The following is a 26,175-nucleotide window of genomic DNA, read 5'->3' on the forward strand; positions in this document are numbered from 1 at the left end:
GGGGTCTTCAGTGGCTGTATTGGGCCCGCATCTTCGCCATCATCTCACGCCACGCGGGCGACGTGCCCGCCTCAATGGCGAAGGCGGATGTCTTCTCCAGAGCCTTCAGGCACTCCCTCCGGCGTCCCGCTCGACCCAGCGCGTCGGCGTAGCGGAACCACATCTCCACGACGCCTTCTGCAGGGGATACGGCGGCTCTTCGCACGGGACTCCGATCCCGCTCCGAGAGATGCGGGCCGGCGAAATCAGATGCTCGGGCGTGTCCGAGGCTGACTCGGATCGCGGTCGTGTCGACGGTGGAGGGCGCTGGCGTGGCCCGGCACAGATAGACCGGACCCGCCAGTGCCGATCGCGCGGCGAAACCCGGAGGGAACCCGTCTTCGGATACCGTGATGGCAAAGGCGAGTGGTCTTCGAAAGGTCCCTGAGGCCTGCTGGTCCATCCATCCACGGATGATCTGATCGGAGACGTACACGATGTTCGAGCCGGCTCTCTGCGGCGTGAGCGAATCCAACACACTGTCCGCAAAGGGAAGAGGAACGCGAAGCCGGTCCCGCACCATGCGCGCGTACCAGGGCGCCTGGAGAAGCGATCGGTTGACCACGGCCACGTCCGGGCGCAGGCGATCTCTCATCTGGAGCGCCCAGAGCGGATAGCTGTCCATGTCTCCGTTCGTCACGAGCACGGCGCTGTCCGGCAGATCCTGCAGCATCCACCGGGCGCGGGCCAGAACGGGAGGCATCAGAAACCCCGTCTCGAGGAGTTTCGACAGCGAACGCTGCTCCAGGTCGGTGCGGCCTCGTCGACTGGATTCCAGGAACATGCCGAGCCACGCGTTGCCGTCGGTCGAGTCGCATTCGACCGCGAGCAGCAAGTGCGTCCACGTGGAGTCGGGGCTCGCGAGCGGCCACGGCCCATATTGGCTGTTGTAGCAGTCGCCGAGAACTTCGTGCGCGAAGGCATGGCGAGGATCCAGGGCGAGGGCCCTTCGAGCGAAGAGAACGCCTTCCCCGAGCTGGCCAAGCCTGCGGCAGGTCTCCGCCAGGTAGGCGTAGGTCTCGGGATTGCGCGTTCCATCTTCCACGTCCGTCCGCAGCTCGACATAGGCGTCCGGAAGGCGGTTCTCGAGGAACGCGGAGCGCCCCGCCGGCGAGACCGGATCCAGCGCGGCGGCTAGGGGCGGGTCCCACTCGAAGAAGTAGGATGTCGCTTCCTTCCGGCTGTGCACGCCCGCCGAGTCCTGCAGATCGAGCTGCGTCTGCTCGTACACGTAGTTCGGCTGCATCGACACGCGGTCGAGGACGATTTCGAGGGTGGTCGTTCGGGTCACGCTGAGCAGGGCCGGCCCGGACGGAGCGCCGAGTGCCGGCATCTTCGATAATGTCTCCCGCAGGGCGCGCTCGAAGGTTCGACGCGCCTCTTCACCCGTGGTGCGGGCCTCCCAGTAGAGGCGGTCCAGCCTCCCGCCGGTCCGGGTGGGACCGTGATTCTGGAATCGGACGTCGCTCTCGATCGTGCCCGAAACCCAGGGCAGCGGGATTCGGGCGTCGACTTGCATGCCCGGGTCGAGGGTGGATTCGATCCACTGTCCAACCCAGGTATTCCAGACCTCACCGCTCTTCGCCTCGAGCTTGGCGCGCATCTCCGGACTTCGGTAGAGCTCGAGGAACTGCTTCAGGAGGGTCGTGTCCGGAACGGCCCCGATCTTCTTGCGGATCCAGGATTCGACCTGGGCGAGGTATTCGTCGCTGATATGGCATCCCAGGAACGCGCCGTCCCGGCTGATCGTCATGGGAGGCTCGTTGCTCGCCATCTCCATGATGTCGTCGATCATCGAACGTGGAGTCCGCGAGGACCCCATCACGAAATCCACGACGTGGGGTTCCTCACTCTGCAGCTTGAGCTCTCCCGGATGGGGTGTCGCGTACAGGTGCGCCACCTCGTGGGTCACCATGGTCGTGGTGTCGGTCTCGGTGATCGTGGTCACTCCCACCCGGGAAGGGACGGGCCAACGGAAGGTGAGGGGCGGTGCGGCCCGGGAGGAGACGGGATGCAGCAGCACCCCGGCGATGCAGGTGACAGCCAGGCCGCATCGCTTCCATGGCCACGCGCTTCGGACGGATTCGGTCACGGAAGCCTCGATGGTTGCGGGGAGCAACCCGACACTAGCGCAAGCGAGAGGGGGGCACAATCACGGGAGCATCGAACCGAGGCCGAAGGGAGCGGCCTGATCGAAAAACATGGTGCGGAAGGGGGGATTTGAACCCCCACGCCCGTGAAGGCACTGGACCCTGAACCCAGCGCGTCTGCCAGTTCCGCCACTTCCGCACCGAAGATGCGGGCGTTGTAGAGCGGGCCAGTATAACGAGCTACGCTCCGGCCCGTCAATCGAGGCTTCCCCGCCCTCATTGCGCCACCGACCCCCGCATGGTACAAGCAACAGACCGAGGGGGAGAGACGACGGGATGGCGCGCGACCAGGATTCCAAGCCCAAACAGGACAAGACCAAGCGCGAAGACGAGCGCCGCGTGATCGCGACGAACCGGAAGGCTCGTCACGACTACTGGGTCATCGAGACCTACGAGACCGGCATCGAGCTTCGGGGGAGCGAGGTCAAGTCGCTGCGCGACGCCAAGGCGCAGCTTCAGGACGCTTACGCCTCCATCGAAGGCGGGCAGCTGTTCCTGCGCAGCGCCCACATCAATCCGTACGATCCCGCGGCGCACGAGAACCACGACCCCACGCGCGCGCGGCGGCTTCTCATGCATCGCGCGGAGATCCGCCGCCTGGCCACCAAGCTCGAGGAGTCGGGGCTGACGCTGGTGCCGCTCTCGCTCTACTTCAAGAACGGGAAGGTGAAGGTGGAGCTGGCCCTGGTGCGCGGACGGCGCGAATTCGACAAGCGCGCGAAGCTGGACGAGCGTCGCTCCCGCCGGGAGCTGCGCGGGGTCATGCGCGGGGAGCGCCCGGACTGATGCGCGACGTTCCGACCCGCGTCTCTCTCCTGCTGTTCCTTCTATTCCTGCTCGCCGCGCTCGTTCCCGCGCTGACGCGCGCCGAGCGCTCGGCCGCGCCGATCACGGTCATCTATCCCGAGCCGCGCAATCCGGAGCGCTTCGTCCCGATCGTTCTGGACGGCGTCCGCTACGTCTCGACGAACGACCTGGCGCGCGTCTTCGGCGCCACCAAGTACTGGCGGCCGGAGATCCAGAAGCTCTCGCTCCGGATCGGCGAGCACACGCTGCGCTTTTCGATCGGGGCGCCGGTGGTGCTCGTCGACGAGGCGGCGAAGAACCTGATCCGGCCCGCGACTCTCGTGCGCGGGGTGGTCTACGCGCCCGAGGAGATCGTCGAGCGCATCTTCGATTGGGGACTGGCGAGCGACGCGGCGTGGGACGAGACGGGGCGCACGATCCGCTTCCGCGGCGTCGTGCACTCCGTGCGTCAGGCGCAGCTCTTCGTGCGCGGCCGGGTGACCGAGGTCTCCGCGACGCTGGGCAGGAGCCTTCCCGCGCGCCTCCTCTACGCAATGCCGGGCGAGGTGCGGGTGCTCTTCGAGGGGGGAACCCTCGACACGGCCCACGTCTTCACCGGGGGCGCGGTCGCGCGCGGCGAGATCCGCGAGATCCCGGGCGGCGTGGACCTGCGCCTGGTTCTCGGCGACAGCGCGGTCGGCTATCAGGTCTCGAGCGCGCCGAACCGCATGAAGGTGGCGGTGACCGACGACCCGGGGCTGGTCGAGGCCGGGCTCTTCACGCCGCTCGAGCCGCTGCGGGTCGGCGGCAAGCCGAACGCCGTGCGCACGATCGTGATCGATCCCGGACATGGCGGCACCGACCTCGGCGCCCAGCTCCCGGGCGGGATGGCCGAGAAGGACGCCACGCTCGAGATCGCCCGCTCGCTGCGCACCGCGCTCGCGTCGCGCCTGAACGCGAAGATCGTGCTCACGCGCGAGAGCGACGTCCTCCTCTCGCCGGCGCGGCGCGCCGAGCTCGCGAACGAGGCGGGGGCGGACCTTTTCATCAGCATCCACCTGGAGGGTGATGGAACCATCAAGGGGGGCGGCTTCCGGCTCCTCGCCGAGTCTCCGGTCGCGTCGCCGAACGAAGGAGGCGGCGTCCCGGTCGTGCTGCCGGGGGATGGAGACGGGATCGAGCTCAAGCCGTGGCGCTCGGCGCAGTCGGCGGTGGTGGGGGCGAGCATCGCGTTCGCCCAGACCGTGGCCGACGCGCTCGCGCGCTCCTTCCCGCAGGCTCCGGTGCTGGTGCGGACCGGTGGCATGAGCGTCCTGGAGCCGGTCCTCTGCCCGGCGATCGTCGTGGAGTCGGCCCCCGCGGCCCGATCCGGCCCCGAATCGATGAGCATGCGGGGCTACACCACCTACGACTACACCCAGACCGTGGCGCGCGCGATCGAGGACTTCGTGCGAAAATCGAGAGCATGAGCCAGACCTTCGGCAGCCCCGGACCGGCTGGCGTCGCGCGCCGCCGATGGATCGTGGGCGGCATCGCCGCGGCGCTGGGGATCGCCATCGCCCTTCTGATCTGGAAGGCGCCCTGGCGGCGGAACGAGCTGGGCCTCTCGCGCTATTCGCCCGTCGCCGCGGAGCTGGAGGGCGTGCGCGGCGTCTACCTCTACTACGCGCTTCCCAATTCCGACAGTCTCGTCGCCGAATACCGCGACGTCGTCGTGAAGGACCATCCGGTGGACCAGGTGCGCGCGATCTTCCGCGAGCTGATCGCCGGTCCCTCGGGGAACCGCATCTCGCCCTTTCCCGATGGCACCGAGCTGCTCAACACCTACTGGACGCAGCGGGGGACGCTCTACCTCGACTGGAACCGGGCGCTGGTCGCGGGATTCCGCGGCGGCACTGGGCGCGAGCGGCAGCTGCTCGGCTCGATCGTGAAGAGCGCGGTCGAGAACCTGCCCGAAGTGCAGCGCGTCACGATTCTCGTCGAGGGAAGCCCGATCGAGACGATCGGGGGCCACTTCGACACCCTGCAGCCGCTCGAAGCCGAGGACTGGCGCTAGCGTGCGGCTCGGCGTCTTCGATTCCGGCATCGGCGGTCTCACCGTCGTGCGCCATCTGCGGCGGCTCCTTCCCTCGTGGGAGATCGTCTACTTCGGCGATACGGCGCGCGTTCCCTACGGCGCCAAGTCGGACGCGACCGTACGGCGCTTCGCCTCCGAGGCGGTGCGCTTCCTCTCCCAGTTCCACGTGAGCCGGATCGTCGTCGCGTGCAACACCGTCTCGGCCGTCGCGCTGCGGCACCTGGAGCGCGAATTCCAGGGATTGCCCGTGACCGGCGTCATCGTGCCCGGGGCCGATGCCGCCGTGCGCGCCACGAAGAACGGACGGATCGGCGTGATCGGGACGCGCGCCACGGTGGCGAGCGCGGCCTATCAACACGCGATCGCCGCGGCTTCCCGCCGCGCCGGCGTGCGCACGCGCGTCTGGGCCGAGCCCTGCCCGATGCTCGTGCCGTTCGCGGAGGAGGGGCTGCAGAACTCGAAAGCGGCGCGCGAAGTGCTGCGCGAATACCTGGCGCCCCTCGCGCGCCGCCGCATCGACACCTTGATCCTCGGGTGCACGCACTACCCCGTGTTCAAGCGCGCGATCCGCGCGGTGCTGGGGCGGCGCGTCCAGCTCATCGACTCGGGAGAAGCGACGGCGCGTCGCCTGGCCGCGGCGGTGCGTGCCGAATCGCGCGCGTCCGCGCGGTCCGCTCGGCGGGTTCCGGCGGCGCGGGGTCCCGCGCGAGCCGCGCGAGCGGATGGGCGCGGCTCGCTCGAGTGCTTCGTCTCTGACATTCCGCAGCAGTTCGAGCTCGTGGGCCGGCGGTTTCTCGGCAAGGCGATGGGACGCGTGCGCAACGTGCCTCAGGACGACCTGCCGTGGTTCGAGCGCCCGGCGAGCTGGGCGCGATGAGCCCCGCACGCCCGAAATCCCGTTCGGTGGCGCGGTCGGCCTCGCGTTCGGTGGCGCGGCCGGTGGTCGGTCCGGCGGCTCGTCCTGGCCGCCGCGTTGACGGACGCCGCGCCGCGGAGCTCCGTCCCCTCTCGATCCGGCGCGGCTACCTGAAGAACGCCGAGGGTTCGGCGCTGATCCAGATGGGCGGCACGATCGTCCTGTGCGCGGCGACCGTCGAGGAGCGCGTGCCCCCCTGGCTGCGCGGCGGAGGCCGGGGGTGGATCACCGCCGAGTACAGCATGCTGCCGCGCTCCTCCCACGAGCGGATCCAGCGGGAAGTGAACCGGGGGCACGTGGGCGGCCGCACGCAGGAGATCCAGAGGCTCATTGGACGGTCGCTCCGCGCCGTCGCGAATCTCGAGGCGCTCGGCGAGCGGCAGATCCTGATCGACTGCGACGTCATCGAGGCGGACGGCGGAACCCGGACCGCCTCCATCACGGGGGCGTTCATCGCGCTCGCCGACGCGATTCGATGGCTCTCGGCGCGGGTGAAGCTGCCGGGACCGCCGCTGCGCGATTTCGTGGCCGCCGTCTCGGTCGGGCTCGTGAACGGCGCGCCCGCGCTCGACCTCTGCTACGCGGAAGACTCCAAGGCGCAGGTCGACATGAACCTGGTCATGACCGGCGCCGGTCGTCTCGTGGAGATCCAGGGGACCGCCGAGGGGGAAGCCTTCAGCGAGCGCGAGCTGGCGCAGCTGATCGATCTGGGCAAGGGCGGCATCCGCCGGCTCATCGCCGAGCAGCGGAGCGTGCTCGGCATCCGGACCCTCCCGAAGATCTGGGCGTGATCGAGCGGGTCGTTCTCGCGACCCGTAACGCCGGCAAGGCGCGCGAGCTCGAGGAACTCCTGAGCGGGATCGCCGGCCGCCTGGAGTCGCTGGATGCCTACCCCGGCGTGATCCTTCCCCCCGAAGGGCACCAGTCGTTTGCCGAGAACGCGCGCGCCAAGGCGCTGGCCGTGAGCGCCGCGCTGGGCGCGGCCGCCATCGGCGACGACTCGGGGCTCGAGGTCGACGCCCTGGGCGGGGAGCCCGGGATCCGGTCGGCGCGCTACGCCGGCGGGGGCGCCGGCGACGAGGCGAACAACGCGCTCCTGCTCGAGCGGTTGGCCGGCATCCCGCCGGAGCGGCGGACGGCCCGGTTTCGCTGCGTCCTGGCGCTCGAGGTTCCCGGCGCGCCGGGCGCGCTGGTCGAAGGAGTGTGCGAGGGGGCGATCGCGGAAGCGCCGCGGGGGTCCCGTGGGTTCGGGTACGACCCGCTGTTCGTGCCGAGCGGGGAGACGCGAACGTTCGCCGAGCTGTCGAGCAAGGCCAAGGACGCGATCAGCCACCGGGCGCGCGCGGCGGCGGCCCTGCGCCAGGCGCTGGCGGGGCCGCGATAAACCCGATCCTTTTCGGCTGCCGCGTCGTACACTGGTCCGGTTCCGGACCCGAGGTCGTCGCCTCGGCCGCATCGCGACCCCGACACCGTCTACGTGTCTCGTCATAGAGGAGGAACGCCGTGGCTGCTCCGATTCGAATCGCCATCGTCGGGGACAAGAACCCCGACTTCGTGTCGCACCAGACCACCGGGCCGGCCCTCGAGCACGCGGCCGCGAAGCTCGGCGTGCCGGTCGAGGTCGAGTGGATCGGCACGGCGTCGATCGATCCCGCCCATCCCGAATCGGTTTTGGCTGACTGGGATGGATTGTGGATCAACGCCGGCAGCCCCTACGCCAGCCGACCCGGCGCCCTGGCCGCCATCCGCTACGGCCGCGAGGGGAAGCGCCCGATGCTCGCCACCTGCGCCGGCTTCCAGTACGGCCTGCTCGAGTTCGCGCACAACGTCCTCGGCCGGACCGATCTGGAACACGAGGAGGATGCTCCAAACGCCGAGAACCTCCTGATCCATCAGGTGTCCTGTCCCGTTCCCGGCCGCGAGGACGACGCGCCCAAGCTCTCCGGGCCGCCGCAGCGCGTGCACATCCGGGAAGAATCCCGTGCCCGCGAGATCCTCGGCACCGACCGCATCGAGGAAGAGTATTTCTGCAACTTCGAGCTGAACCCCGATTACGACGAGCTCTTCGAGGAGCACGGCCTGGAGTTCACGGGCTTCGGCGACCGCGGCGATTCGCGTATCTTCGAGGTGCCGGAGCATCCCTTCTACATCGCGACCCTTTTCCAGCCTCAGCGGAAGTCGCGCCCCAACGCGCCCCATCCGATGGTCGTGGCCTTCGTGCGCGCCGCGGCGAGGGAGCTGGCCGGGAGCGAAGAACCCGCCGTTCGCTAGTCGAGGACCCGAAGCGGGCTGGGGGAACGTCTCAACAAAGGCATCTTGACGGTCGGAAGCATTTTGTATACAAAATACGGAATACCATACAAGGAGGCGCTGCCATGAAATGGATCACCCGTGAAAACGCCAAGGTCGACCGGATCGCCTGTCCCTGGCTGATCCGCCGATTCGTGGATCCGGATGCCGTCTTCCTGTTCGTGCCCGCCGACCAGGTGGCCGCCGTCGCCGCCGCGGAGAAGGCGATCCCCTACGACGTCCCTGGAGCCGAGCTTGGGCATGTGGAAGGGCGCTGTTCCTTCGAGAGCATCCTCCTCAAGTATGGGCTCACCCAGGATCCCGGCCTTCAGGGCGTGGCGGCGATCGTCCACGCCGCCGACGTCGCCGACGACATCGATCACGCGCCGGAGGCGCGGGGATTGCGGGCCATCGCGGAGGGGTTCGCCCTCGTTCACGGGCGGGACGATCGCACCAAGTTGGAGCGGGAGGCGCCTCTTTACGACGCTCTGTACGCCTGGTGTCTCCATCGGGCCGAGCCCGCCCGACCGAAAGCGCCGGTCGGTTGAGCCCTGCCGCCTACCGCGTCCGGCCGCCGATCGCACGCACCCCTCTGCGGAGCGAGGTGCGCCGGCTACTGCTCGGTGAGATCGTGCGCGGCGACCTCGCTCCGTCGGAGGGGATCAACGAGGCCGAGCTCTCGACGCGGCTCGGCGTCAGCCGCACCCCGCTCCGGGAGGCGATGCTCGCGCTGACGCAGGAGGGCTTTCTCACCGCCACGCCGGGCCGGGGTTTCTCCGTGCGGGCCCTTCGCCGGAGCGACGCGGAGGAGATCTACCCGATCCTCTGGACGCTGGAGGGGGCGGCCCTCCGGGCATCGTGGCCCCTTCCGGCATCCCGCCTGCGGGAGCTCGACATGGCGAACCGCCGTCTCGAAGCGGCCCGGGCGGATGCCTCGATGGCGCTCGCGCGCGACCGGGAATGGCACGCCCTCCTCCTGGCGGGCTGTCCCAACCGGACCCTTCTTTCGATGATCGAGAACTTGAAGGACCACGCGGCCCGCTACGAGGAGGCGTTCATGCGGAACTCGGGGCAGGTCATCACGTCGGTGACGCAGCATCGCGAGATCCAGGCGGCGATCCGGCGCGGCGACCTGGAGCGCGCGCTGGCGCTCCTCGAGAAGAACTGGAGGGTCAGTCTCGACTTCCTCGGCCCCTGGCTGGAGGCAACGACGGAGCCATGAGCGCGAAACCGGCCACCGCCCCGTCCGCCGCGCCCGTGGCGCCCGCCATCCCGAGCCGGCCCGTTCCCGACCCGCTCGCTCCCGAGGCGATCGTCGGTCTTCTCTCCGACCTGGTCCGCATCCCCTCGGTCAATCCCGCGATCGCTCCCGACGAGGCGCACGGCGAGGGCGCCATCGCCGACTTCGCTTGCGGCTGGCTTCTGGCCAACGGCATTCGCGCCTGGAAGGAGGATGCCGCGCCCGGGCGTCCCAACGTCGTCGCCGAAGCCGGCGACGGCGGTCCGGCGCTGATCCTGTACGGACACCTCGATACGGTCGGGACGGCGGGAATGACGATTCCTCCCTTCGAGCCGCGCGTCGAGGCGGGGCGCCTCTACGGCCGCGGCGCGACCGACATGAAGGGAGGCGTGGCGGCCTGCATGGCGGCGGCTGCCGCGCTCGCGCGGGACCCTCTCCCGGGCCGCGTGCAGTTAGCGCTGGTCGCGGACGAAGAGTACGAGAGCATCGGCGCCGCCGACTTCGTCCGCCGCCATCGCGCCGACGGCTGCATCGTGTCCGAATCCAGCGAGGGCGAGCTGATCCTGGCGCACAAAGGATTCGTCTGGGCCGACATCACGACGCGGGGCAGGGCGGCGCACGGAAGCCGCTTCGACCTGGGCGTGAGCGCCATCGCCCGCATGGGGCGGGTCATCGCCGCGCTCGACCGCTTCGACGCCGATACGCTCCGCGCGCGGACCGCGCCGCTCGTGGGCCCCGCCTCGATGCACTGTGCCCTCGTGCGGGGCGGTGCGGGGCTCTCGACCTACGCCCCCGAGTGCTCGCTCTCGATCGAGCGGCGCACGCTTCCGGGCGAGACCGCAGCTCAGATCGAAGAGGAGCTGAAGCGCGTGATTCGAGACGCGGGGGAGGAGGCCGAGGTTTCGATCCGCACGGTGCGAAGCGCGAGCCGGACGCCCGCCGAAAGCCCCCTGGCGGTCGCGGTGCGGGATGCGGCGGCCGCGATCACGGGGAACCGGCCGCGGGACGTCGGGGCGCCCTACTGGATGGACTCGGCGCTTTTTGCCGAGGCGGGAATCCCGTCAGTGAACTACGGCCCCACGGGAAGCGGCCCCCACGAGGCGGTGGAGTGGGTCGACATCGCGTCCGTCGTGAGCTGCGCCCGGATCTACGTGGAGGCCGCCCGCCGCTTCTGGGGCGCCCCCTAGTGCTGGCCGGGGTCCTTCCAGCGCACTAATCCGAGCTGCCCACTCGGTCCCGCGGGGGCAGGTTCTCCTGCGCCCCCTTGTCTCCGAGCACGTCTTCCACGTAGACCATCCGCATCAGCACGATCCCCGCGGCGGTCACGGGTGCCGCCATGATGACCCCCATACCCCCGAAAAGCACGCCCAGCAGAATCTGGGTCACCAGGGTCAGCGCGGGCGGGAGCTCCGCGGTGCGATGCGCGAGCCACGGCGTCAGAAGATAGGTCTCGACGATCTGGATGCCGAGGTAGAGGAGGAAGACGTAGAGGGCGAGCGACGGACTCTGCAAGAGCCCGAGGAGCATGGCCGGCACCACCGCGAGGACGGGGCCGACATTGGGAATGAAGCTGAACACGCCGGCGAGCACGGAGAGAATGAGCGCGAGCGGGATCCCGAGGAGCTGGAGTCCGGTCCACGTCGCCACCCCGATCGCGATCGCCGAGAGCACCTTGCCCACGAGCCAGCCCCGGAGATTGTTCGTGACCGCGTCGAGCACGTCGGCCGCGCGTTCGCGCTTCCGAATGGGGATGAGCCGCAGGAGGCCGCGGCGATACAAGCCGGGCTGGATCGTGAGGAAGACGCCGATCGCCGCGATCAGGACCATGCGCGCGAGGGCGATCGCCGTGCTGGAGAGAGCTCCCGTTGCCCGTCGCAGGAGCCCGGTCCCGGGGGACCGCAGCTCTTTCGCGCTGGGGAGCTGGTCGAGGATCAGCTTCGTCCAGGTGTGCTTGTCGAGCTGCTGGCGGACCGCATCCACCGCTCGCGGGAGCTCCTGCCCCAGCTGGCTCACCTGGTCCGCGATATCCGGCGCGGAGTAGACCCCCACCACGCCGAATACCAGCACGAGGCCAAGGAGCGCGATCGCGATGGAAGCTCCGCGCCCGATTCGGGTGTGGCACCGGATCCAGTTCGCGATGCCGTCGATGAAGATCGCGACGAGCACGCCGGCGAACAGGAGGAGCAGCACATCCCCGGCGAGCCACAGGAGGAACAGCATGAGCCCGAGGAACGCGATCGCCCGGACGATGAAGAACAGGTCGCGACGCGGATCGGAAGTGCGGTCTTCGGTCATGGGAACCGTGAGGCCGTATGAGAAATGGGGTGGATGACGGGGATCGAACCCGCAACCACTGGAGCCACAGTCCAGTGCTCTACCATTGAGCTACATCCACCACCTTAGCTGGCTCGGGCCTGGAGGGAATCGAACCCCCGACCGACGGATTAGAAATCCGTTGCTCTATCCGACTGAGCTACAGGCCCACGCGCGTTTCGCCGCGCTCAGGGAAGGAGTCGGGGGGCGCCGGCCACAAATCGGGGCGAGAGGATTTGAACCTCCGACCCCCTGCGCCCAAGGCAGGTGCGCTACCGGGCTGCGCCACGCCCCGGTTTCTGCCGGCGCCGAGCAAGAGAGAGTACCGGCCAAGTGCCGCTCAGTCAATGGCCTCCGGGGGAGCGGGCTCGCCCGGATCGCCTTGACGCACGGGTCCCCCAGCGCCTATCGTCGAGGCATAAGCCCCGACGCACACATCCTTGGATTGGGGGTACACCGTGGCAGGAGTGAACAAAGTCATCCTGGTCGGCAATCTGGGATCGGATCCCGAGGTCCGGTCCACGCCCGGCGGGCAGCGCGTCGCCAATTTCCGCCTCGCGACCTCGCGCCAGTGGACGGGCCAGGACGGCCAGCGCCAGGAGAAGACGGAATGGCATTCGATCGTGGCCTGGGGGAAGCTGGCCGACATCGTCGAGCGCTACCTCCAGAAGGGGAAGCAGGTCTACGTCGAGGGACGCCTCGAGACGCGCTCCTGGCAGGACAAGGAGACGCAGCAGACCCGCTACAAGACCGAGATCATCTGCGAGCAGATGCAGATGCTCGGGCGCCCCGGCGAGCGGAACGGAGGCGGCGAGCCGAGCTACGACGCGCCGGCCCGCGGCAGCGCTCCGGACGACAGCTATCAGCCGGCGCCGAGCGGCGGCGGATCGGACGACGACCTGCCGTTCTAGGTACCGCGCGCGAAGCGCGCGGAAAGCGACAACGAAGAAACGCCCGCGTGGGTAACCCCCGCGCGGGCGTCTCGCTTCACTCGCCGTGTTCAATGGGCGCCGACAACGTACTTCGGCGAAGAGGTCAGCGGACGAGCATGATCCGCCGAACCAACGTTCGTCCCTCCGCCTCGAGCCGCGCGAAATAGAGTCCGCTTGGCGCAGGCGCTCCGCTCCGCGTGCGGCCGTCCCATTTCTTGAAGGTCGTTCCGGCCGGCGTTTCGCCGGATGCGATATCGCGGATGAAATGGCCTGCCGCATCGTAGAGCGCGAGCCGGATCGGTCCGCTGCGGGTGAGGTCGATGCGCAGCATCGCCTCGTTCCCCGGATTGCGCGAAGCCACCGCCAGCACCAGCTCCGGCGCGGACGCTCCCGGAGGCACTCCGTTCACTCCCTGCGGCAGCACCGTTGCGAAGGCGGACTCGTTGCCATGGACGTCCACCGCCGAGACCTTGTACCAGTAGGCCGCGCCCGCCGCATCGACGTATCCGGTGTCCGGCGGGGAAGCCACCCGGTTCGACGGTCCGGGCGTGAAGGTGCTCGCGGTCCCGCGGTAGACGCGATATCCATAGAGATCCGTCTCGAGGTTCGGAGCCCACGACAGCACGCTCGTTCCGGAGTACCAGCGCGCGGCCAGCTGGGCCGGGGGACCGGGAGCGAGATTGTCGACCGAGTACCCGCTGTCGGGCGCGGAATCCCAGAACGCGTCACCCCCCGTCCAGCGCGCCTCGACCATGAAGGACGTCCGTGGGTTGGCGTTCGGAAGGGAGTCGCGCGTGGTCGGAGCCACGAACGTGTACTGCGTCGAGCCGTTCGCCGACTGCGAAGCGACGAACTCCCAGGCGTACGCCGATGACGCGGAGTGCCGGAACAGCCGCGTCGCCGAGGAACCGGTTCCGATCGCCGCCTGAAGCGACGCGGGATCGTCGACCCAGCGCGCGCCGCGCTGGATCGCCGCGCTGGCCAGGGACGCCGGCGCCTGCCGCCAGACGTAGTAGCTGGAAATCGAGTAGTACGGATCCGCGTCGAGGTAGCTCGCGTTCCACGCCAGCCGGACATGTCCCCCCTGGTCGCCGCGGACGTCCGTGACTCCGGACATCGCGGGCTCCGGATTCGCGAGCGCGCCGAAGCGGTCGATACGCTGGGCGTGCACCTGCATCGCGACCGGATCGGGATAGCCCCAGCCGACAATCACACCGTGCGCTCCGTCCGACGCCGCGCCGATCGGACCATAGAAGCCGTTCAGATTCACGGCGACACCCGATCCCCAGTGGGCCACGCTCCCGCCGTCTGCCGGGAGTCTCTGGGCGTAGAGATTGCCATTGCCCGTTGCTTCGATCGCGCCCCCGGAGCCGTCGGACGCGATCGCGGCGGGAAGGCCGAATCCGATGCTCCCGAGATCCACGGGCCAGCCAAGCGCCGCGCCGTTCGCGCTGGCGCGATTGATCATGCTATGCCCGAACCGTTCCTGCCACGAGACGATCACGCCTCCCGTGCCGTCCGGGATCACGTTGTAGTCGGGACTGTCGAGCCCGAAGCTGGTGTACAGGCCATAGCCGGTCGCCGTGAAGTTGGAGGCGTAGCGCTGGGTTCGGAGATCGTAGTTGGCGTGCGACTCGTTCGTCTCCCACATGAGCTGAAATCCCCCGCTTCCGTCGGCGACCGCACGGGGGTTGACGTCGGTGTACAAACCTCCTTCGAGCAGGATCCGGGTAGGGTTGACGATCAGCGTCCCCGATCCATTGGACCGCAGTCCGTAGATCTGAGGACGGCCGCTGTACAGAGACGAAGAGTCCTGGTAGACGACGAAGAACCCACCCGATCCGTCCGTCGCCATCGAGATCTGGCGCGCGTCCTGGAGGCTGTTGTCGAGGGACCAGCTGAAAACGATGCTTCCGCCGCCCGTGACATGCGAGGCGTAGACGTCGGTGTCGGTGTTGCTGAAGGAGAGCTCCCAGCTGATCAGCGCGCCGCCGTTCCCGTCCGAGCAGACCTGGGGCCGCCGCTCGTTGTAGATCAACGTGGAGATCGCGAGCCCGGTCGAAGGCCAGCTCCCGCCCGCCAGCGTGCCGTTCCCCAGCACACGTTGGGCGTAGATATCGCCGTTTCCAGAGCGACGGTCCGCCCACACGACGATCACGCCGTCGGACCCGTCATTCGTCATCTGCGGCTGGAGCTTCTGCCCGGCGATCGCGGCCACCTGCACTCCGGTTGAGGACCAGCCCGTTGCGACGTCACCCTTGGCGTTCAGGCGCTGAACGTAGACGTCCTCCGTCCCATTCCGTTTGTCGGTGAAGAGGAAGAAGGCGCCGCCAGTCCCGTCCGCAAGGACTTGAGCCAACGACTGGTCTCCCGAGGAGGGAGCGATTGGCGGGTAGACATAGGGGTGCTGAGGCCATGCGGCAAGAGCCTCCGAGCTGGAACCAATGAGCGCGAGCAACAGGAGCAGGAGCAGGACAGGACGAGACGGTTGAGCGAGGGGCGCGGTCACGGGTGCCTCCACGACGGCCGGCGCTACGACCGGCCCAGGGTTGCGCGCAAATCGTCCAAGCAGCGAGGAGCCCGAGTATACTCTTCCCGTGACCACGGTCCGCTACATCGTTCATGACGTCGACGCCGCGGTCGCGTTCTATGCGGGGGCCCTGGGCTTCGAGCTGAAGCAGCAGTTCGGCCCGGCCATGGCCATCCTCACGCGCGGCGACCTCACGCTCTGGACGGCGGGGCCGATGGCATCCGCGGCGCGGCCGATGCCCGACGGGCGGAAGCCCGAGCCGGGAGGATGGAACCGCTTCGTGATCGAGGTGGACGATCTCGCGAGCTTCGTCGCGACGCTTCGCACGAAGGGCGTGGCCTTTCGGAACGAGATCGTGGAAGGTCCCGGCGGCAAGCAGATTCTCTGCGAGGATCCGTGGGGGAACGTCGTCGAGCTCTTCGAGCCCGCCCGCTAGAAGTTCCCGCCCAGGAAGCTGTAGAGCAATAGCGCCAGCACCAGCGCGCTGATCGCGGCGTAGGTCCCGTCGCGCTCCTTGACGAACGCCGCGGCCGAGAGCGCGACCCGCGCCACCGGCGTGGCGATCAGGAGGAGCAGCGCGAGCTGGGTGATCCAGCGGCCGCGCCCCTGCAACGCGCCGCGGACGATCCCGTGCACGCTGTCGAGCCCGCTCGGAACGCCGTGGAACGTGGCGTACTCGGGAAGAGACGCGCCGTGGCGCCGCAGATAGATCAGTCCCCCGAACACCGCGACGAGAGCCGCGGTGAAGACGCCTCCGCGCAGCACGCGGCCGATCCAGAGCTGAAGGGCGCTCTCGCGCCGCTCCGGAGGCCGGGCCACGCCACCGTCGATGTCGTTGGCCATCAAAATTCCCCCCGCGCCGCGCGCACCAGCATCTCGATTGCGAGCACCACGATCACGCCCGTGAACAGCGTGCGCAGGGTTCGGGTGCGGGCGGCGGCCATCAAGCGCGCCCCCACCAGCGCTCCCGCGAGCACGCCGAGCATCACCGGCAGCGCGAGCCCCGGATCGACGTAGCCGCGTCGCAGGTAGATCCCGGCGCTCGCGGCGGCCGTCACCCCGATCATGAAATTGCTCGTCGCGGTAGAGACCTTGAACGGAAGCCGCATCGCCTGGTCCAGCGCGAGCACCTTGAGCGCTCCCGATCCGATGCCGAGCAGACCCGAGATCGCGCCCGCCACCATCATGATCGCGAACCCGCCGGGAACGTTCTGCACGGTGTAGGGCCGCTCGCCCCCGGGGGCCGGCCACGTTCCGTTCAGGCGGAGCCTCACGGCCAGGGGGTGAGGCGGCGCCGCCGATACACGGTCCGGCAGCGGTCGAATCGAACGATAGGCGGAGTAGAGGAGCACGAGCGCAAAGGCGACGGCGAGTGCTCGCGGCGCGATGAAGCCGGCCGCGTACGCGCCGAGCAGGGCCCCGATCACCGTCGCGATCTCGAGCAGCATCGCCACGCGGATGTTCGTGTAGCCCTCGCGCACGTAGGCCGCCGCGGCTCCCGAGGAGGTCGCGATCACCGAGACGAGGGCCGCGCCGATGGCGTAGCGGAGATGCACGTGGAAGACGAGGGTGAGGAGCGGGACGATGACGATCCCGCCGCCCAGACCGGTGAGGGCGCCGAGGAGCCCGGCGCCGAAGGAGCCGGCCGCGATCCAGAGCGTGGAATCGAGGATGGTCATGGCGCCGGCGATCCTAGCGGATCGGACGCATGCCGGGGACCTCTCCTACTGGATGTAGCCGAGCGAACGCAGCCGCTCGCGAAGCTCCTGGTCCACCGGCGAGGCGATCGGCTGCTCGCCCTCGCGGCGCGCCGAGGCCGCCGTCTCGTAGGTCTTGAGCCCCTTCTCGCGCGAGATCCGCTTCATGACCGCGGGCTTCAGCGCGTCCTCGATGGGGCGTCCGTCCATGTCGGCCGCGGTGGGCAGCCCGTACAGCGCGAGGATGGTCGGCGTGATGTCGAGCACCGTCGCGCCGGAGATCGTCACGCCGGGCTTCACGCCGGGGCCCTGCAGGAAGAGGATCCCATCCAGCTTGTGCGCCATGACCCCCTTGCCGCCGCCCATGAAGCCGTGGTCGGAGGTGACGATCACGTTCGTCGAGGGATCGGCCTCCTTCAGGAGACCCCCGATGAGGCGGTCGGTGAACACGTAGTAGTTGGGGATCAGGTTCTTCATCCACTGGTATTCGGCGTCGCTGAGCGGCGGCGAGAAGGTGCCCGGCATGTCCATGTCCCAGTAGCGGTGCGAGACCTCGTCGGTGCCGCGCAGATAGACGGTCATGAAGTCGGGGTGGTTCTTGCGGTAGAGCTCGAGGCCCACGCGATAGAAGGTCATGTCGGCGGCATAGATCCACTTGAGGTCGTGGACCAGCTGCTCCTGGCGCGGCGTGACCTTGGTGGTGTCGAACGCCGGGACGAACTGGAAAAGCTCGGCCCACGAGACGCTCTCCGGGGAGCGGCGCAGCTGCTTGGTGAGCGCGTCGAGATCGGCGGGGTAGGTCCGGCGCGAATCGCGCGAGGGCCACGAGCCGTCGTCGTACTGCACGTAGTCGCTGATCACGAAGCCGTTCACCGGCTGCGCGGGCCACGTCGTCCACCAGCCCACGACCCCCACTCTCTTGCCCAGCGAGCCGAGGATGTCCCAGACCGGCCGCGCCTTCCAGAGGTTCGACGTGGTGGGGGATTCCCCTTCGGCGCCCGTGCGGGCCCGCGAGCGCTCCCCGCGCTTCACGAAGAAGTCGGAGATGCCGTGCTTGCTCGGCACCTTGCCCGTGGCGATGCTCGCCCAGATGATCGGGCTCTTGGTCAGCGGCTCGAGCGACCGGATCCGCCCCGAGGCCCCCTTGTCCCGCAGTCTCGCGAAGTTCGGCACCTTCTGCCGGTCGAGGAGCGGCCCCAGGACGTCCCACTCGCCGGCATCCACGCCGATGACCAGAACCTTGGGCGGCTTCTCGCTCGCGCGGGCGCAGGTCCAGACGCCTCCCGCCAGGACGAGGCCGATCGCGAGCGCCAGCGCGAGGCGGGCGTAGAAGCGGAGAGACGGGTTCACGGAAGCTCCTTGGAGATGGGCGAACGCCGGGCCAATCCGGTGACGGTATCAGGCATGGTGGCCCCGTGCCAGTGACACCCGGACCGGCAGGCTGCGGTTCCCATTGACTTTGGCCGCCCGCTCCCGTAGCTTGGTGCGTCCGCCTGTCTTACGTGCGCGCCGCTAGCTCAATTGGCAGAGCAACTGACTCTTAATCAGTAGGTTCTAGGTTCGATTCCTAGGCGGCGCACCATCCCGCATGCTGCCCTCACGGCACGCTCACCAGCTCGCCTGTGACGGTCGATGCTCAACGAAGTGTCTGGCGCACGGGACCGTTGGGATCAAACGTGGCAAGAGGATCGGCGTGGCGATGGACGATTTTCCAGTCGTCGTCTTCGCGACGAAACGTCGTCGTCACGCGCAAAACAAAGGGTTCCACCTGCTCTCCGCCGCCGACCCGGGCCTTCCAATACTCGATCTCCAGGATGGTTGCCAGATCGGCGGTTTCATACGCTGCGATGGTCTCGATCCGGGTCACGGTCCCATCCCTGAAGCGAGATGAGGCGTAGTCAAGCGCTTCGCCGACTTGAGTCCATCCGCGTGCGACCGGACCGAATGGATTCGCAAGCGTGATGTCGTTTCGATGCGAGCAGAGCGACTTGAAGGCTTGTCCCTCTCCCTGCGCGAATTTGTCCAACGCCCCGTGGGACTGCTCGACGACTTGGCGCAAGTCCACGTCATATCTCCTGATTCTTAGGTCCGATTCCTAGGGTACCCTGCTCGTCACACTCGTGCGCAGGCACTGACCGCCAGGAGACATCCTGGAATATCGCCCGAGGTAGGCACAACATGGAATCGATCCAGCCCGGGCAACAATTGGGTCACTACCGCATCGTGAGCCGCCTCGGGGCCGGCGGGATGGGCGAGGTATTTCGCGCCGAGGACCTCCGGCTGGAGCGGTCGGTCGCGATCAAGCTCCTTCCGCCCGCACTGGCGCGGGACGCCGAAGCCGTCGAGCGGCTCACGCGGGAAGCCCGGGCCGCATCCTCCCTCCATCACGCCGGCATCGTCGCGATCTTCGCGATCGAAGAGGCCGACGGCGTTCCCTACATCGTGATGGAGCTCGTGGAAGGGGAGACGCTCCACCAAAGGATCCAGCGGGGCGCTCTCGACGCCCCCGAGCTGGTCTCGATCGGCGCGCAGATCGCGGACGCGGTCGGGGCCGCGCACAAGGTGGGCCTGATCCACCGGGATATCAAACCCTCGAACGTTCTCCTGACGGGCGACGGCAGGGCCAAGCTGGCCGATTTCGGCATCGCCAAGCGACTCGTTGCCCCAAACGCGGATCCGATGGCGACGGCGGCGCTCTCCCTCACCGCGACCGGGGCGCTCGTGGGGACCTTCCTGTACATGTCGCCCGAGCAGTCGCGGGGCGAGACGCTGGACACGCGCTCGGACATCTTCTCCCTCGGGGTCGTGCTCTACGAGGCCGCGACGGGCCGTCTTCCCTTCGAGGGACCGACCGCCCTCTCGGTCCTGCACGAGATCGCTCTCGTGGAGCCTCCGGCGCCTTCGCGGATCCGCCCGGGACTCCAGAGAAGGCTCGACCACGTGCTCCTACGGGCCATGGCCAAGGATCGGGAGCGGCGCTACGCGACGGCCGAAGAGCTGGCGGGGGCGCTTCGGGAGACGTTGTCCGAGGAAGCCGAGACGATGGTGACCCGGCCCGACGCCATGGAGGCGCGGTCCGCGGCGATCCCGAACAACCTGCCGCCCGCCCTCACGAGCTTCGTGGGAAGACGGGACGAGATGGAGGAAGTCGGCCGCCACCTACGTTCCACCCGCCTCGTCACGCTCACGGGAGCGGGAGGCTGCGGGAAGTCACGACTTTCGATCCAGATCGCGCAAAACCTCCTTCAGAGCTTTCCCGACGGCGCGTGGCTCGTCGAGCTCGCTCCCCTCTCGGATCCCTCGCTCGTGCTGCAAGGCGTCGCGGGCGTCTTCGGCATCCGGGAGATTCCGGGCCGTCCCCTTCTTCAGACCTTGAGCGAGTCCCTCTCCGGCCGCGCGTTTCTTCTGATTCTCGACAACTGCGAGCACCTGATCCCGGGGTGCTTCGAGATCGCGCGGGTCCTCGTCGGAGCCTGCCCCAACGGGCGGATGCTCGCGACCAGCCGCATGCCCCTGGGCGTTCCGGGCGAGGTCGTATGGCGGGTGCCGCCCCTTCGCATCCCGGCTGCCTCGGCAGGCGCTCCGCGAAAGAGGAATGAGGTCGGCGCGTACGAGTCGGTGCGGCTCTTCGTCGAGCGCGCCTCCACGGTGATGCCTTCGTTCGCCCTGACCGACGAGAATGCCGAACCGATCGCGCAGATCTGTTCCCGGCTCGACGGAATTCCCCTGGCCATCGAGCTCGCCGCGGCCCGCATCAAGGTCCTTCCCGCCGGGCAGATCCTGGCGCGGCTCGAATCGCGCTTCCGTCTGCTCACGGGGGGAAGCCTGACCGCGCTTCCGCACCAGCAGACGCTGCGCGCCGCCGTGGACTGGAGCTACGACCTTCTGACCGATCCGGAGCGGTCGCTCTTCCAGAGGCTGAGCGTCTTCGCGGGCGGCGCGACGCTCGAGGCGGTGGAATCGGTCTGCTCGGGAGAAGGGATTTCGGAAGATCTCGTCCTCGATCTCATGACCCAGCTCGTCGACCGCTCGCTCGTGATTCCGGAAGAGGGGGCCGGGGGCACGGCGCGCTACCGTCTCCTCGAGACCTTGCGGGAATACGGAAAGGAGCGCCTGGCCGCCGCGGGCTCGGACGCCGCGTACCGGGAACGGCACGGCGCCTATTTCCTTCGCTTTGCCGAGGCGGCAAGCCCGGAGCTCATGGGCCCCGCGCAGCGGGCGTGGCTCGACCGCCTCGAAGAGGAGCATGACAACTTCCGCCACGCGCTTGCCTGGGCCGCGGCGAGCGGGTCGGGCGAGACCGCGCTCCGGCTCGCCTCGGCCCTCGATCGGTTCTGGTGGATGCACGGCCATTGGAACGAGGGGCGAAGACAGCTCGAGCAGATCCTGTCGTCTCCGGCAGGATCGGTTCGATCGGAGGCGCGCGCCGAAGCGCTGCAGGGCGCGGCCGTGCTCGCGCGACGACAAGGCGCGCAGGCGATCGCCGAGCGCTATCTGAACGAGAGCCTGGCGATTCGTCGCGAGCTCGGCAATCCCCGCGGCATCGCCTCGACCCTGCAGGCGCTGGGAAGCCTCGCGCACGACCGTGGCCACGGCGAGCGGGCGCAGGCTCTGTATGAAGAGAGCCTGGGCATGTTCCGCGAGCTCAAGGACCGCCGGTCCGAGGCCGGAGTCCTCCACAATCTGGGCAACGAGGCGCAGGCACAGGGCCGCTATGACGCCGCCGCGGCCCTGTTCCAGGAGGCGCTCGAGATCAACCGCGAGATCGGCAACACGGTCTGGGAAGCGATGGCGCTGAACGGCCTGGGGAGCGTGGCGCGCGACCGGGGAGAGCTGCGTGAGGCGCGAGCCTTCCACGAGCAGGCGCTGGCGCTCCAGCAGCAGCTCGGGGACCGGAGGGGGATCGCCTACACGTCGGGGGAGCTCGGAAGCATCGCGTGCTCGCTCGGATCGCTCGAAGAGGGACGATCGCTCCTGGAGCAGAATCTCCGCATCGTGCGCGATCTGGGGGACAGCGTTTGGGTGGCGGACTCTCTGGAGCGATTCGCCGTCCTGGCCGCGGTGCGGGGGCACGCGGAGCGCGCGCTGCGCCTCGCGGGCGCGGCGGCCGCGCTCCGCGACGCGATCGGCGTTCCCCTGACCGAGAGCGAGCGCGCGAAGCTGGACCGCGACCTGATTCCTGCCCGAGACGGGCTGGGCGAGAAGGAAGCCGGTGAGGGGTTCGACAGAGGTAGGCGCCTGTCAGTGGAAGCTGCGTTTTTATACGCACTTAGCGATTGACTTGCGCCGTCGTCGGTGCTAGGATATGTCAATCCGTCATGGGGCGCGCGGGGGAGGATCCGTGCGCACTGGCGGAAGCGGTATTCCTGATGGGCCCCGTCGTGGGCCGTTCTTTCCCGTAGCAAAACCAGCCCTGGCCTTGCGCCGATCGACCGCTTTGCCGCTTTGCGCGGTCCTGATCACCGGTTTCCTGCTTCTGGCGCTGCCGCTTCCGGGAGCGGCCAGGGAGCAAGAGACGAAGGGCGGGGCCGTCACCACCGGGACGACCTCGGGCGCGACACTTCTCGCGCCTCCCAGGGCGCTCCTCTCGGGAACGCTTCTCAAGCGATCCGCCACCACGACCTCGTGGTTCCTGTATCCAGGCGCGTGCGCCGACCGGGCATCCAACACGTGGTCTCCGCGCACCAGTCCCGTCGCGGACTCGTTGAACTCCTACTCGGCCGGCACCACAGGTCCCTACACGGCGCAGGATCAATCGCTGAAGGAGATCCTCTGGCACAAGGTGACGACCTCGGTTCCGGCGGGCGAGCGGCCGGCCGCCGGCGCCGGCGGCCCCATCTTCGGGACCGCCGCCCTCTGGGCCGGCAAGTACGAGGCGAACTGGGTCGTGAAGGTCGGCTATCCCAACGTCACCTACCAGCTCCTCTACATCGACACCGGCGCGCACGCCGGCAACTACACGATGACGTTCCAACAATACCAGTCGTGCGAGCAGAACTACGACTTCGTGTACTTGATCGGCGGCGGGAACAACGACGTGGATCCGATCGGCAACTCGCGTCCGAAGCTGGACGACCTGGTCGCGACCGGGACCGACGGCAACTCTCGTCTGCTCGTCACGTGGACCGGCTCGATCAGCCCCTCGACCCCGGGCGCGCTTTCACTCAACGGCGTCGCGGGCGGCGTGACGGTGACGGGTTCCGGTTCGGGCCAGCCCGCGGTGACCGCGGTTTCGGTCTCCATGGCGCAGGCTGATCGCGCGGTCTATCTCCTGTTCACGAGCGAAGAGCGGATGTCCTCGGAGGACGGGCTCTGGCCTTACGGAAACGGCGTCGTGCTCGATGACCTGGCCACGAGCGACAACGGATCGATCTTCGCCGACGGCACGGGGGTCGGCGGTGCGGACCCGGTCGGTTCCGAGGGTCAGACCATCCAGGGCTCGTTCGGTTCAGCCGGCTACATCTCGGGGCGGGTGGTGCCAGGCGCCGGCACGCTATGGCATCTCGCGACCGGGTCGGCCAAGCCGACCTCCGATTTCTGCTCCCCGGACAAAGCGCTCGGCTCGAATCTCTTCTTCGAGGCGTCGGACACCGGCACCGGTATAACCAATCCGCGCTCCTTCGCTTCCATCGTGACGTGCACGTTTCCGATTCCGGCCGGGACCGCTTCCGTCACCGCGAGCTGGCGGGAATACCGGGATCTCCAGCGCGGATCGGGGCTCGTCGCGGTCACGGAGTACCGGGTCTTCGGCGCGGGCGGATGGTCCGACTGGACGAACGCCCAAGCGGACCTGTCCCTCCGGGTCGGGGGCGATAAGGCGTGGAGCGCGGTCTCGGCGGAGCTCGCGTCTGCCGTCCAGGCGGATTCCGTCCAGCTCCGATTCACGCTGCAGTGCGTGCCGCTCCTTGCCAGCGACCTCACCAACTGTTCCTTGGTGCAGTACGGCCTCTTCTACGACGACCTGGGCCTCAGGGTAACGACCGGCGTCCCGGCTCCCACGTTCGGTCTGTATCCCGGCACGCTTCCTCAGAGCACGTTCGTGGACGGAACGATGACGGGCTCGAACTGCGCGACGCCGCCGTGCTGGCCGGGGATCCGCGGCTCCGACGTTCCGGGCTCCGTGGGCAACTCGAACGTGGCTCTGCACGACAACTTCAACACCCCGCTTGGCGACTCGATCGTGGTCTCTCTCGTGACCGGTCTTCGCAAGAACGGGATGGGCATCAACTGGATGCAGGGCTTCGACCGGACCGTCAGCGAAGGCCTCACGATCGCTCGCACGAACGCCTCGTACAACGCGGCGTTCGACCAGCCGCGGGTGATCTACCGCCTGTTCGATCCGACGAACAAGACCTGGAGCCCGTGGGATTCGTCGGCGCTCGACGCGAACAACGTGTCGATCTCGGCCGGTCCGCCCGCGGACACCGTCGTCATCGACGGCGAGTACCGGATGGACTGGCCGCCGCGCGACAAGGCCGGCCTGAACCTTCCGGGCGGCTTCACGATCAACGGCGTGGGCGCGTACAACAGCCTCGCGTTCCTGCCGCGCGGCACGCGCCTGCAGTATTACTTCAAGGCCGTGGACATCAACGGAGGGGTCGTCTATCAGTTCGGATCAGAAGGCGCGGCGAACGAGGTCGAGGATCTGCCGGCGCTGCCGGGTGGCTCCCCGAGGGCTCCCGACATTCTGGAATTCCGTGTCCTGCCCGGCACCTACGCGCCGGGCGCGGGAGGCACCCTGCTGGCCGGCAGGACGAACACACCCATCCTCAACCTGGACGGCGCGTACACCATCTGGTCCAACGGCCTCGATCCCGTGACGCAGGCGTTGCGCGGCCTGGGCGTGCGCGCCGACCGGTATCGTTTCCTCCAGGGGCTGGACCAGGGCTCCAACGTCGGCGGGCACGAGCTCACGGGCGCTCCGGACAATCAGCGCCCGAGCCGCGTCTCGAACTACTTCCCGAACATGACCGAGTACTCCGTTCGCGAGTCGCTCTCCACCTGGTACCGGATCCTGATCCAGTCGAGCCACATCCGCGCCGCCACGCTGGAAGATGAGTCCGACGCTCGGCTCATCGAGGAGTGGTGGGCGAGCGCGACGCCTGGCACCAACGGCGGCGACCGCTGCATGTTCGTTTCGGGTGACGACTACTTCAACGCGCTGTTGAATACCTCCGGGGCGGATCCGGCCCCGCGCCGTCATTCGATGGGCAACAACGTGCTCGGGGTGAACTCCGCGACGGGCTCGTGGAACGGTACCTTTGCGGTCCTGTATCCGACGGTCGAAGATCGCTTCGCCAATCCGGCCTCGGGTCCCGGACTGGCGGCCGGCTACACCTACCCGGTGGACGGCGGCTGCCCCGTGGCGAATCGCTTCGACGCCCTGACGAAGATGGGCGGCACCGACGCGCAGAACGCGGCGTTCTATCCGCTCTTCGCGGGCGTGAACGACGTGGCGGCGGTGGCGAACATGTCCGAGAAGGACGTCGTGACGGACAACGATCGGAGCAAGGCGCTGGGATACGGCTACTCGATCCAGTACGTCCGCAAGGCGGGAATCCCGACGAACGCCATGAACTACCCCCACTCCGGCGTCCAGGAGCGGATGCAGGTCCTGTACAAGTTCCTCGCGAGCTGTCGCGGCGCCCGCGCGGGCGGCGCGGATACGGCGAAGTGCTGGCCGTGTCCGACGGACGCGAACATGACGGGCAACTGGGCGGCGCTGTCGGGGTTCCAGACCGGCTCGTACGGTCCGCTCTATCCGATCCAGGACAACCTGACGGCGACGGGCGTCGAGGAGGTTCCCGCAACCGACGCGGTCCCGCGGGTAAACGCGCTGGGCCAGAATCGCCCCAACCCGTTCAATCCGGAGACGATCATTCCCTACCGGCTCGCGGCCAGGGGACGAGTCGTGATCCGGATTTTCGATATTGGAGGGCGGCTGGTTCGGACCCTCATCGATCAGAGGGAGGAAGCCGGCCCGCACGAGGCCCGCTGGAACGGCACGACGGAACACGAGGGCCGCGCCGCGAGCGGCGTTTACTTCTACCGCATCACGTATCCCAACGGCGGCATCTCGGCCAAGAAGATGATGATGCTGCGCTGAGCGCCCTTTCGATTCCCAGGCGGCGCACCCACGTTCCGCGAACGATCCATGCCGAGAGAATCTCCCACGAACGGGCTCGACCGCGCGCGGGCTCGAGACG

The 26,175-nt window shown here is 68.5% G+C and carries 21 protein-coding genes and 5 tRNA genes; 15 read left to right on the forward strand and 11 right to left on the reverse strand.

The annotated features are described in order from the left end of the window. Positions 1-7: 7 nt before the first annotated feature. Together VE326_08680 and VE326_08685 are read right to left on the reverse strand one after the other, a co-directional pair. Positions 8-2,131: a hypothetical protein gene (locus VE326_08680; protein HYJ33282.1), complete on the reverse strand. Its 2,124-nt coding sequence runs from the start codon at positions 2,129-2,131 to the stop codon at positions 8-10. A gap of 110 nt (positions 2,132-2,241) precedes the next feature. After that, positions 2,242-2,328: transfer RNA gene (locus VE326_08685), tRNA-Leu, on the reverse strand. A 137-nt stretch (positions 2,329-2,465) separates the two neighbouring features. On the opposite strand from VE326_08685, the gene smpB reads away from it, so the two are divergent. From smpB to VE326_08735, 10 genes are all read left to right on the forward strand, one after another. After that, positions 2,466-2,975 (forward strand): SsrA-binding protein SmpB, encoded by a 510-nt coding sequence (smpB, locus tag VE326_08690; GenBank protein ID HYJ33283.1) that lies wholly within the window; start codon positions 2,466-2,468, stop codon positions 2,973-2,975. Further along, on the forward strand, positions 2,975-4,444 hold the full coding sequence (locus tag VE326_08695) for an N-acetylmuramoyl-L-alanine amidase (GenBank protein ID HYJ33284.1): 1,470 nt from the start codon (positions 2,975-2,977) through the stop codon (positions 4,442-4,444). Before smpB ends, VE326_08695 begins: the two co-directional genes overlap by 1 nt. Next, on the forward strand, positions 4,441-5,031 hold the full coding sequence (locus tag VE326_08700) for a GerMN domain-containing protein (GenBank protein ID HYJ33285.1): 591 nt from the start codon (positions 4,441-4,443) through the stop codon (positions 5,029-5,031). Before VE326_08695 ends, VE326_08700 begins: the two co-directional genes overlap by 4 nt. 1 nt (position 5,032) lies before the next feature. Further along, positions 5,033-5,929, forward strand: coding sequence for a glutamate racemase (gene murI, locus VE326_08705; GenBank protein HYJ33286.1), 897 nt, complete (start codon positions 5,033-5,035; stop codon positions 5,927-5,929). After that, positions 5,896-6,759 carry a ribonuclease PH gene (gene rph / locus VE326_08710; GenBank protein ID HYJ33287.1) on the forward strand — a complete coding sequence of 288 codons (864 nt, stop codon included), beginning with the start codon at positions 5,896-5,898 and terminating at the stop codon, positions 6,757-6,759. Before murI ends, rph begins: the two co-directional genes overlap by 34 nt. After that, a complete protein-coding gene (rdgB, locus tag VE326_08715) occupies positions 6,756-7,352 on the forward strand; it encodes an RdgB/HAM1 family non-canonical purine NTP pyrophosphatase (protein ID HYJ33288.1) in 597 nt (198 codons plus the stop codon). Before rph ends, rdgB begins: the two co-directional genes overlap by 4 nt. Before the next feature lie 119 nt (positions 7,353-7,471). Beyond that, positions 7,472-8,239 (forward strand): CTP synthase, encoded by a 768-nt coding sequence (locus tag VE326_08720; protein ID HYJ33289.1) that lies wholly within the window; start codon positions 7,472-7,474, stop codon positions 8,237-8,239. 104 nt (positions 8,240-8,343) lie between these two features. Continuing rightward, positions 8,344-8,805: a chromate resistance protein ChrB domain-containing protein gene (locus VE326_08725; protein HYJ33290.1), complete on the forward strand. Its 462-nt coding sequence runs from the start codon at positions 8,344-8,346 to the stop codon at positions 8,803-8,805. Positions 8,806-8,861: 56 nt separating this feature from the next. Next, positions 8,862-9,479: a GntR family transcriptional regulator gene (locus tag VE326_08730; protein HYJ33291.1), complete on the forward strand. Its 618-nt coding sequence runs from the start codon at positions 8,862-8,864 to the stop codon at positions 9,477-9,479. Beyond that, positions 9,476-10,684: a M20/M25/M40 family metallo-hydrolase gene (locus VE326_08735; GenBank protein HYJ33292.1), complete on the forward strand. Its 1,209-nt coding sequence runs from the start codon at positions 9,476-9,478 to the stop codon at positions 10,682-10,684. Before VE326_08730 ends, VE326_08735 begins: the two co-directional genes overlap by 4 nt. A 25-nt stretch (positions 10,685-10,709) precedes the next feature. Here VE326_08735 and VE326_08740 read toward each other — a convergent pair whose 3' ends face one another. The 4 genes from VE326_08740 to VE326_08755 all read right to left on the reverse strand — a co-directional run bounded on the left by VE326_08740 (position 10,710) and on the right by VE326_08755 (position 12,105). Then, positions 10,710-11,792: an AI-2E family transporter gene (locus VE326_08740; GenBank protein ID HYJ33293.1), complete on the reverse strand. Its 1,083-nt coding sequence runs from the start codon at positions 11,790-11,792 to the stop codon at positions 10,710-10,712. Positions 11,793-11,817: 25 nt separating this feature from the next. Next, positions 11,818-11,892, reverse strand: a tRNA-His gene (locus VE326_08745). Positions 11,893-11,906: 14 nt separating this feature from the next. After that, positions 11,907-11,980: transfer RNA gene (locus VE326_08750), tRNA-Arg, on the reverse strand. A 51-nt stretch (positions 11,981-12,031) separates the two neighbouring features. Continuing rightward, positions 12,032-12,105: transfer RNA gene (locus VE326_08755), tRNA-Pro, on the reverse strand. A 163-nt stretch (positions 12,106-12,268) separates the two neighbouring features. On the opposite strand from VE326_08755, the gene VE326_08760 reads away from it, so the two are divergent. Further along, positions 12,269-12,721, forward strand: coding sequence for a single-stranded DNA-binding protein (locus VE326_08760; protein ID HYJ33294.1), 453 nt, complete (start codon positions 12,269-12,271; stop codon positions 12,719-12,721). 124 nt (positions 12,722-12,845) lie between these two features. Here the strand turns inward: VE326_08760 and VE326_08765 are convergent, their stop codons facing one another. After that, entirely contained in the window at positions 12,846-15,101 is a 2,256-nt protein-coding gene (locus VE326_08765; protein ID HYJ33295.1) for a FlgD immunoglobulin-like domain containing protein, read from the reverse strand. Between the two features lie 238 nt (positions 15,102-15,339). On the opposite strand from VE326_08765, the gene VE326_08770 reads away from it, so the two are divergent. Beyond that, positions 15,340-15,708: a VOC family protein gene (locus tag VE326_08770; protein ID HYJ33296.1), complete on the forward strand. Its 369-nt coding sequence runs from the start codon at positions 15,340-15,342 to the stop codon at positions 15,706-15,708. Here VE326_08770 and VE326_08775 read toward each other — a convergent pair. From VE326_08775 to VE326_08785, 3 genes are read right to left on the reverse strand one after another with little or no spacing between them, the layout of a single operon-like run. Beyond that, on the reverse strand, positions 15,705-16,115 hold the full coding sequence (locus VE326_08775; protein ID HYJ33297.1) for a DUF1634 domain-containing protein: 411 nt from the start codon (positions 16,113-16,115) through the stop codon (positions 15,705-15,707). The two genes, VE326_08770 and VE326_08775, sit on opposite strands and share 4 nt — an antisense overlap. Then, positions 16,115-16,951 (reverse strand): sulfite exporter TauE/SafE family protein, encoded by an 837-nt coding sequence (locus VE326_08780; protein HYJ33298.1) that lies wholly within the window; start codon positions 16,949-16,951, stop codon positions 16,115-16,117. The genes VE326_08775 and VE326_08780 overlap by 1 nt, the downstream gene beginning before the upstream one ends. A gap of 45 nt (positions 16,952-16,996) precedes the next feature. Beyond that, on the reverse strand, positions 16,997-18,319 hold the full coding sequence (locus tag VE326_08785) for an alkaline phosphatase family protein (protein ID HYJ33299.1): 1,323 nt from the start codon (positions 18,317-18,319) through the stop codon (positions 16,997-16,999). Between the two features lie 156 nt (positions 18,320-18,475). On the opposite strand from VE326_08785, the gene VE326_08790 reads away from it, so the two are divergent. Then, a tRNA-Lys gene (locus VE326_08790) sits at positions 18,476-18,551 on the forward strand. Positions 18,552-18,605: 54 nt separating this feature from the next. On the opposite strand, the gene VE326_08795 is transcribed toward VE326_08790, so the two are convergent. Further along, complete coding sequence (locus VE326_08795) at positions 18,606-19,034, reverse strand: nuclear transport factor 2 family protein (protein HYJ33300.1); 429 nt, start codon at positions 19,032-19,034, stop codon at positions 18,606-18,608. Positions 19,035-19,147: 113 nt separating this feature from the next. Between VE326_08795 and VE326_08800 the strand changes: the two genes are divergently transcribed. Then, entirely contained in the window at positions 19,148-22,249 is a 3,102-nt protein-coding gene (locus tag VE326_08800; protein ID HYJ33301.1) for a protein kinase, read from the forward strand. A gap of 157 nt (positions 22,250-22,406) precedes the next feature. Beyond that, positions 22,407-26,075 carry a FlgD immunoglobulin-like domain containing protein gene (locus VE326_08805; protein ID HYJ33302.1) on the forward strand — a complete coding sequence of 1,223 codons (3,669 nt, stop codon included), beginning with the start codon at positions 22,407-22,409 and terminating at the stop codon, positions 26,073-26,075. Positions 26,076-26,175: the final 100 nt, after the last annotated feature.

This window comes from Candidatus Binatia bacterium (assembly GCA_035631035.1).
GTDB lineage: Bacteria > Eisenbacteria > RBG-16-71-46 > SZUA-252 > SZUA-252 > DASQJL01.

Bases quoted from the DNA above. Each gene is read 5' to 3' on its own strand.
- VE326_08800 (HYJ33301.1), top strand. From the start codon at position 19,148: ATGGAATCGATCCAGCCCGGGCAACAATTGGGTCACTACCGCATCGTG.
- VE326_08775 (HYJ33297.1), bottom strand. From the start codon at position 16,115: ATGGCCAACGACATCGACGGTGGCGTGGCCCGGCCTCCGGAGCGGCGC.
- VE326_08700 (HYJ33285.1), top strand. From the start codon at position 4,441: ATGAGCCAGACCTTCGGCAGCCCCGGACCGGCTGGCGTCGCGCGCCGC.
- VE326_08740 (HYJ33293.1), bottom strand. From the start codon at position 11,792: ATGACCGAAGACCGCACTTCCGATCCGCGTCGCGACCTGTTCTTCATC.
- smpB (HYJ33283.1), top strand. From the start codon at position 2,466: ATGGCGCGCGACCAGGATTCCAAGCCCAAACAGGACAAGACCAAGCGC.
- VE326_08735 (HYJ33292.1), top strand. From the start codon at position 9,476: ATGAGCGCGAAACCGGCCACCGCCCCGTCCGCCGCGCCCGTGGCGCCC.
- VE326_08725 (HYJ33290.1), top strand. From the start codon at position 8,344: ATGAAATGGATCACCCGTGAAAACGCCAAGGTCGACCGGATCGCCTGT.
- VE326_08780 (HYJ33298.1), bottom strand. From the start codon at position 16,951: ATGACCATCCTCGATTCCACGCTCTGGATCGCGGCCGGCTCCTTCGGC.
- VE326_08695 (HYJ33284.1), top strand. From the start codon at position 2,975: ATGCGCGACGTTCCGACCCGCGTCTCTCTCCTGCTGTTCCTTCTATTC.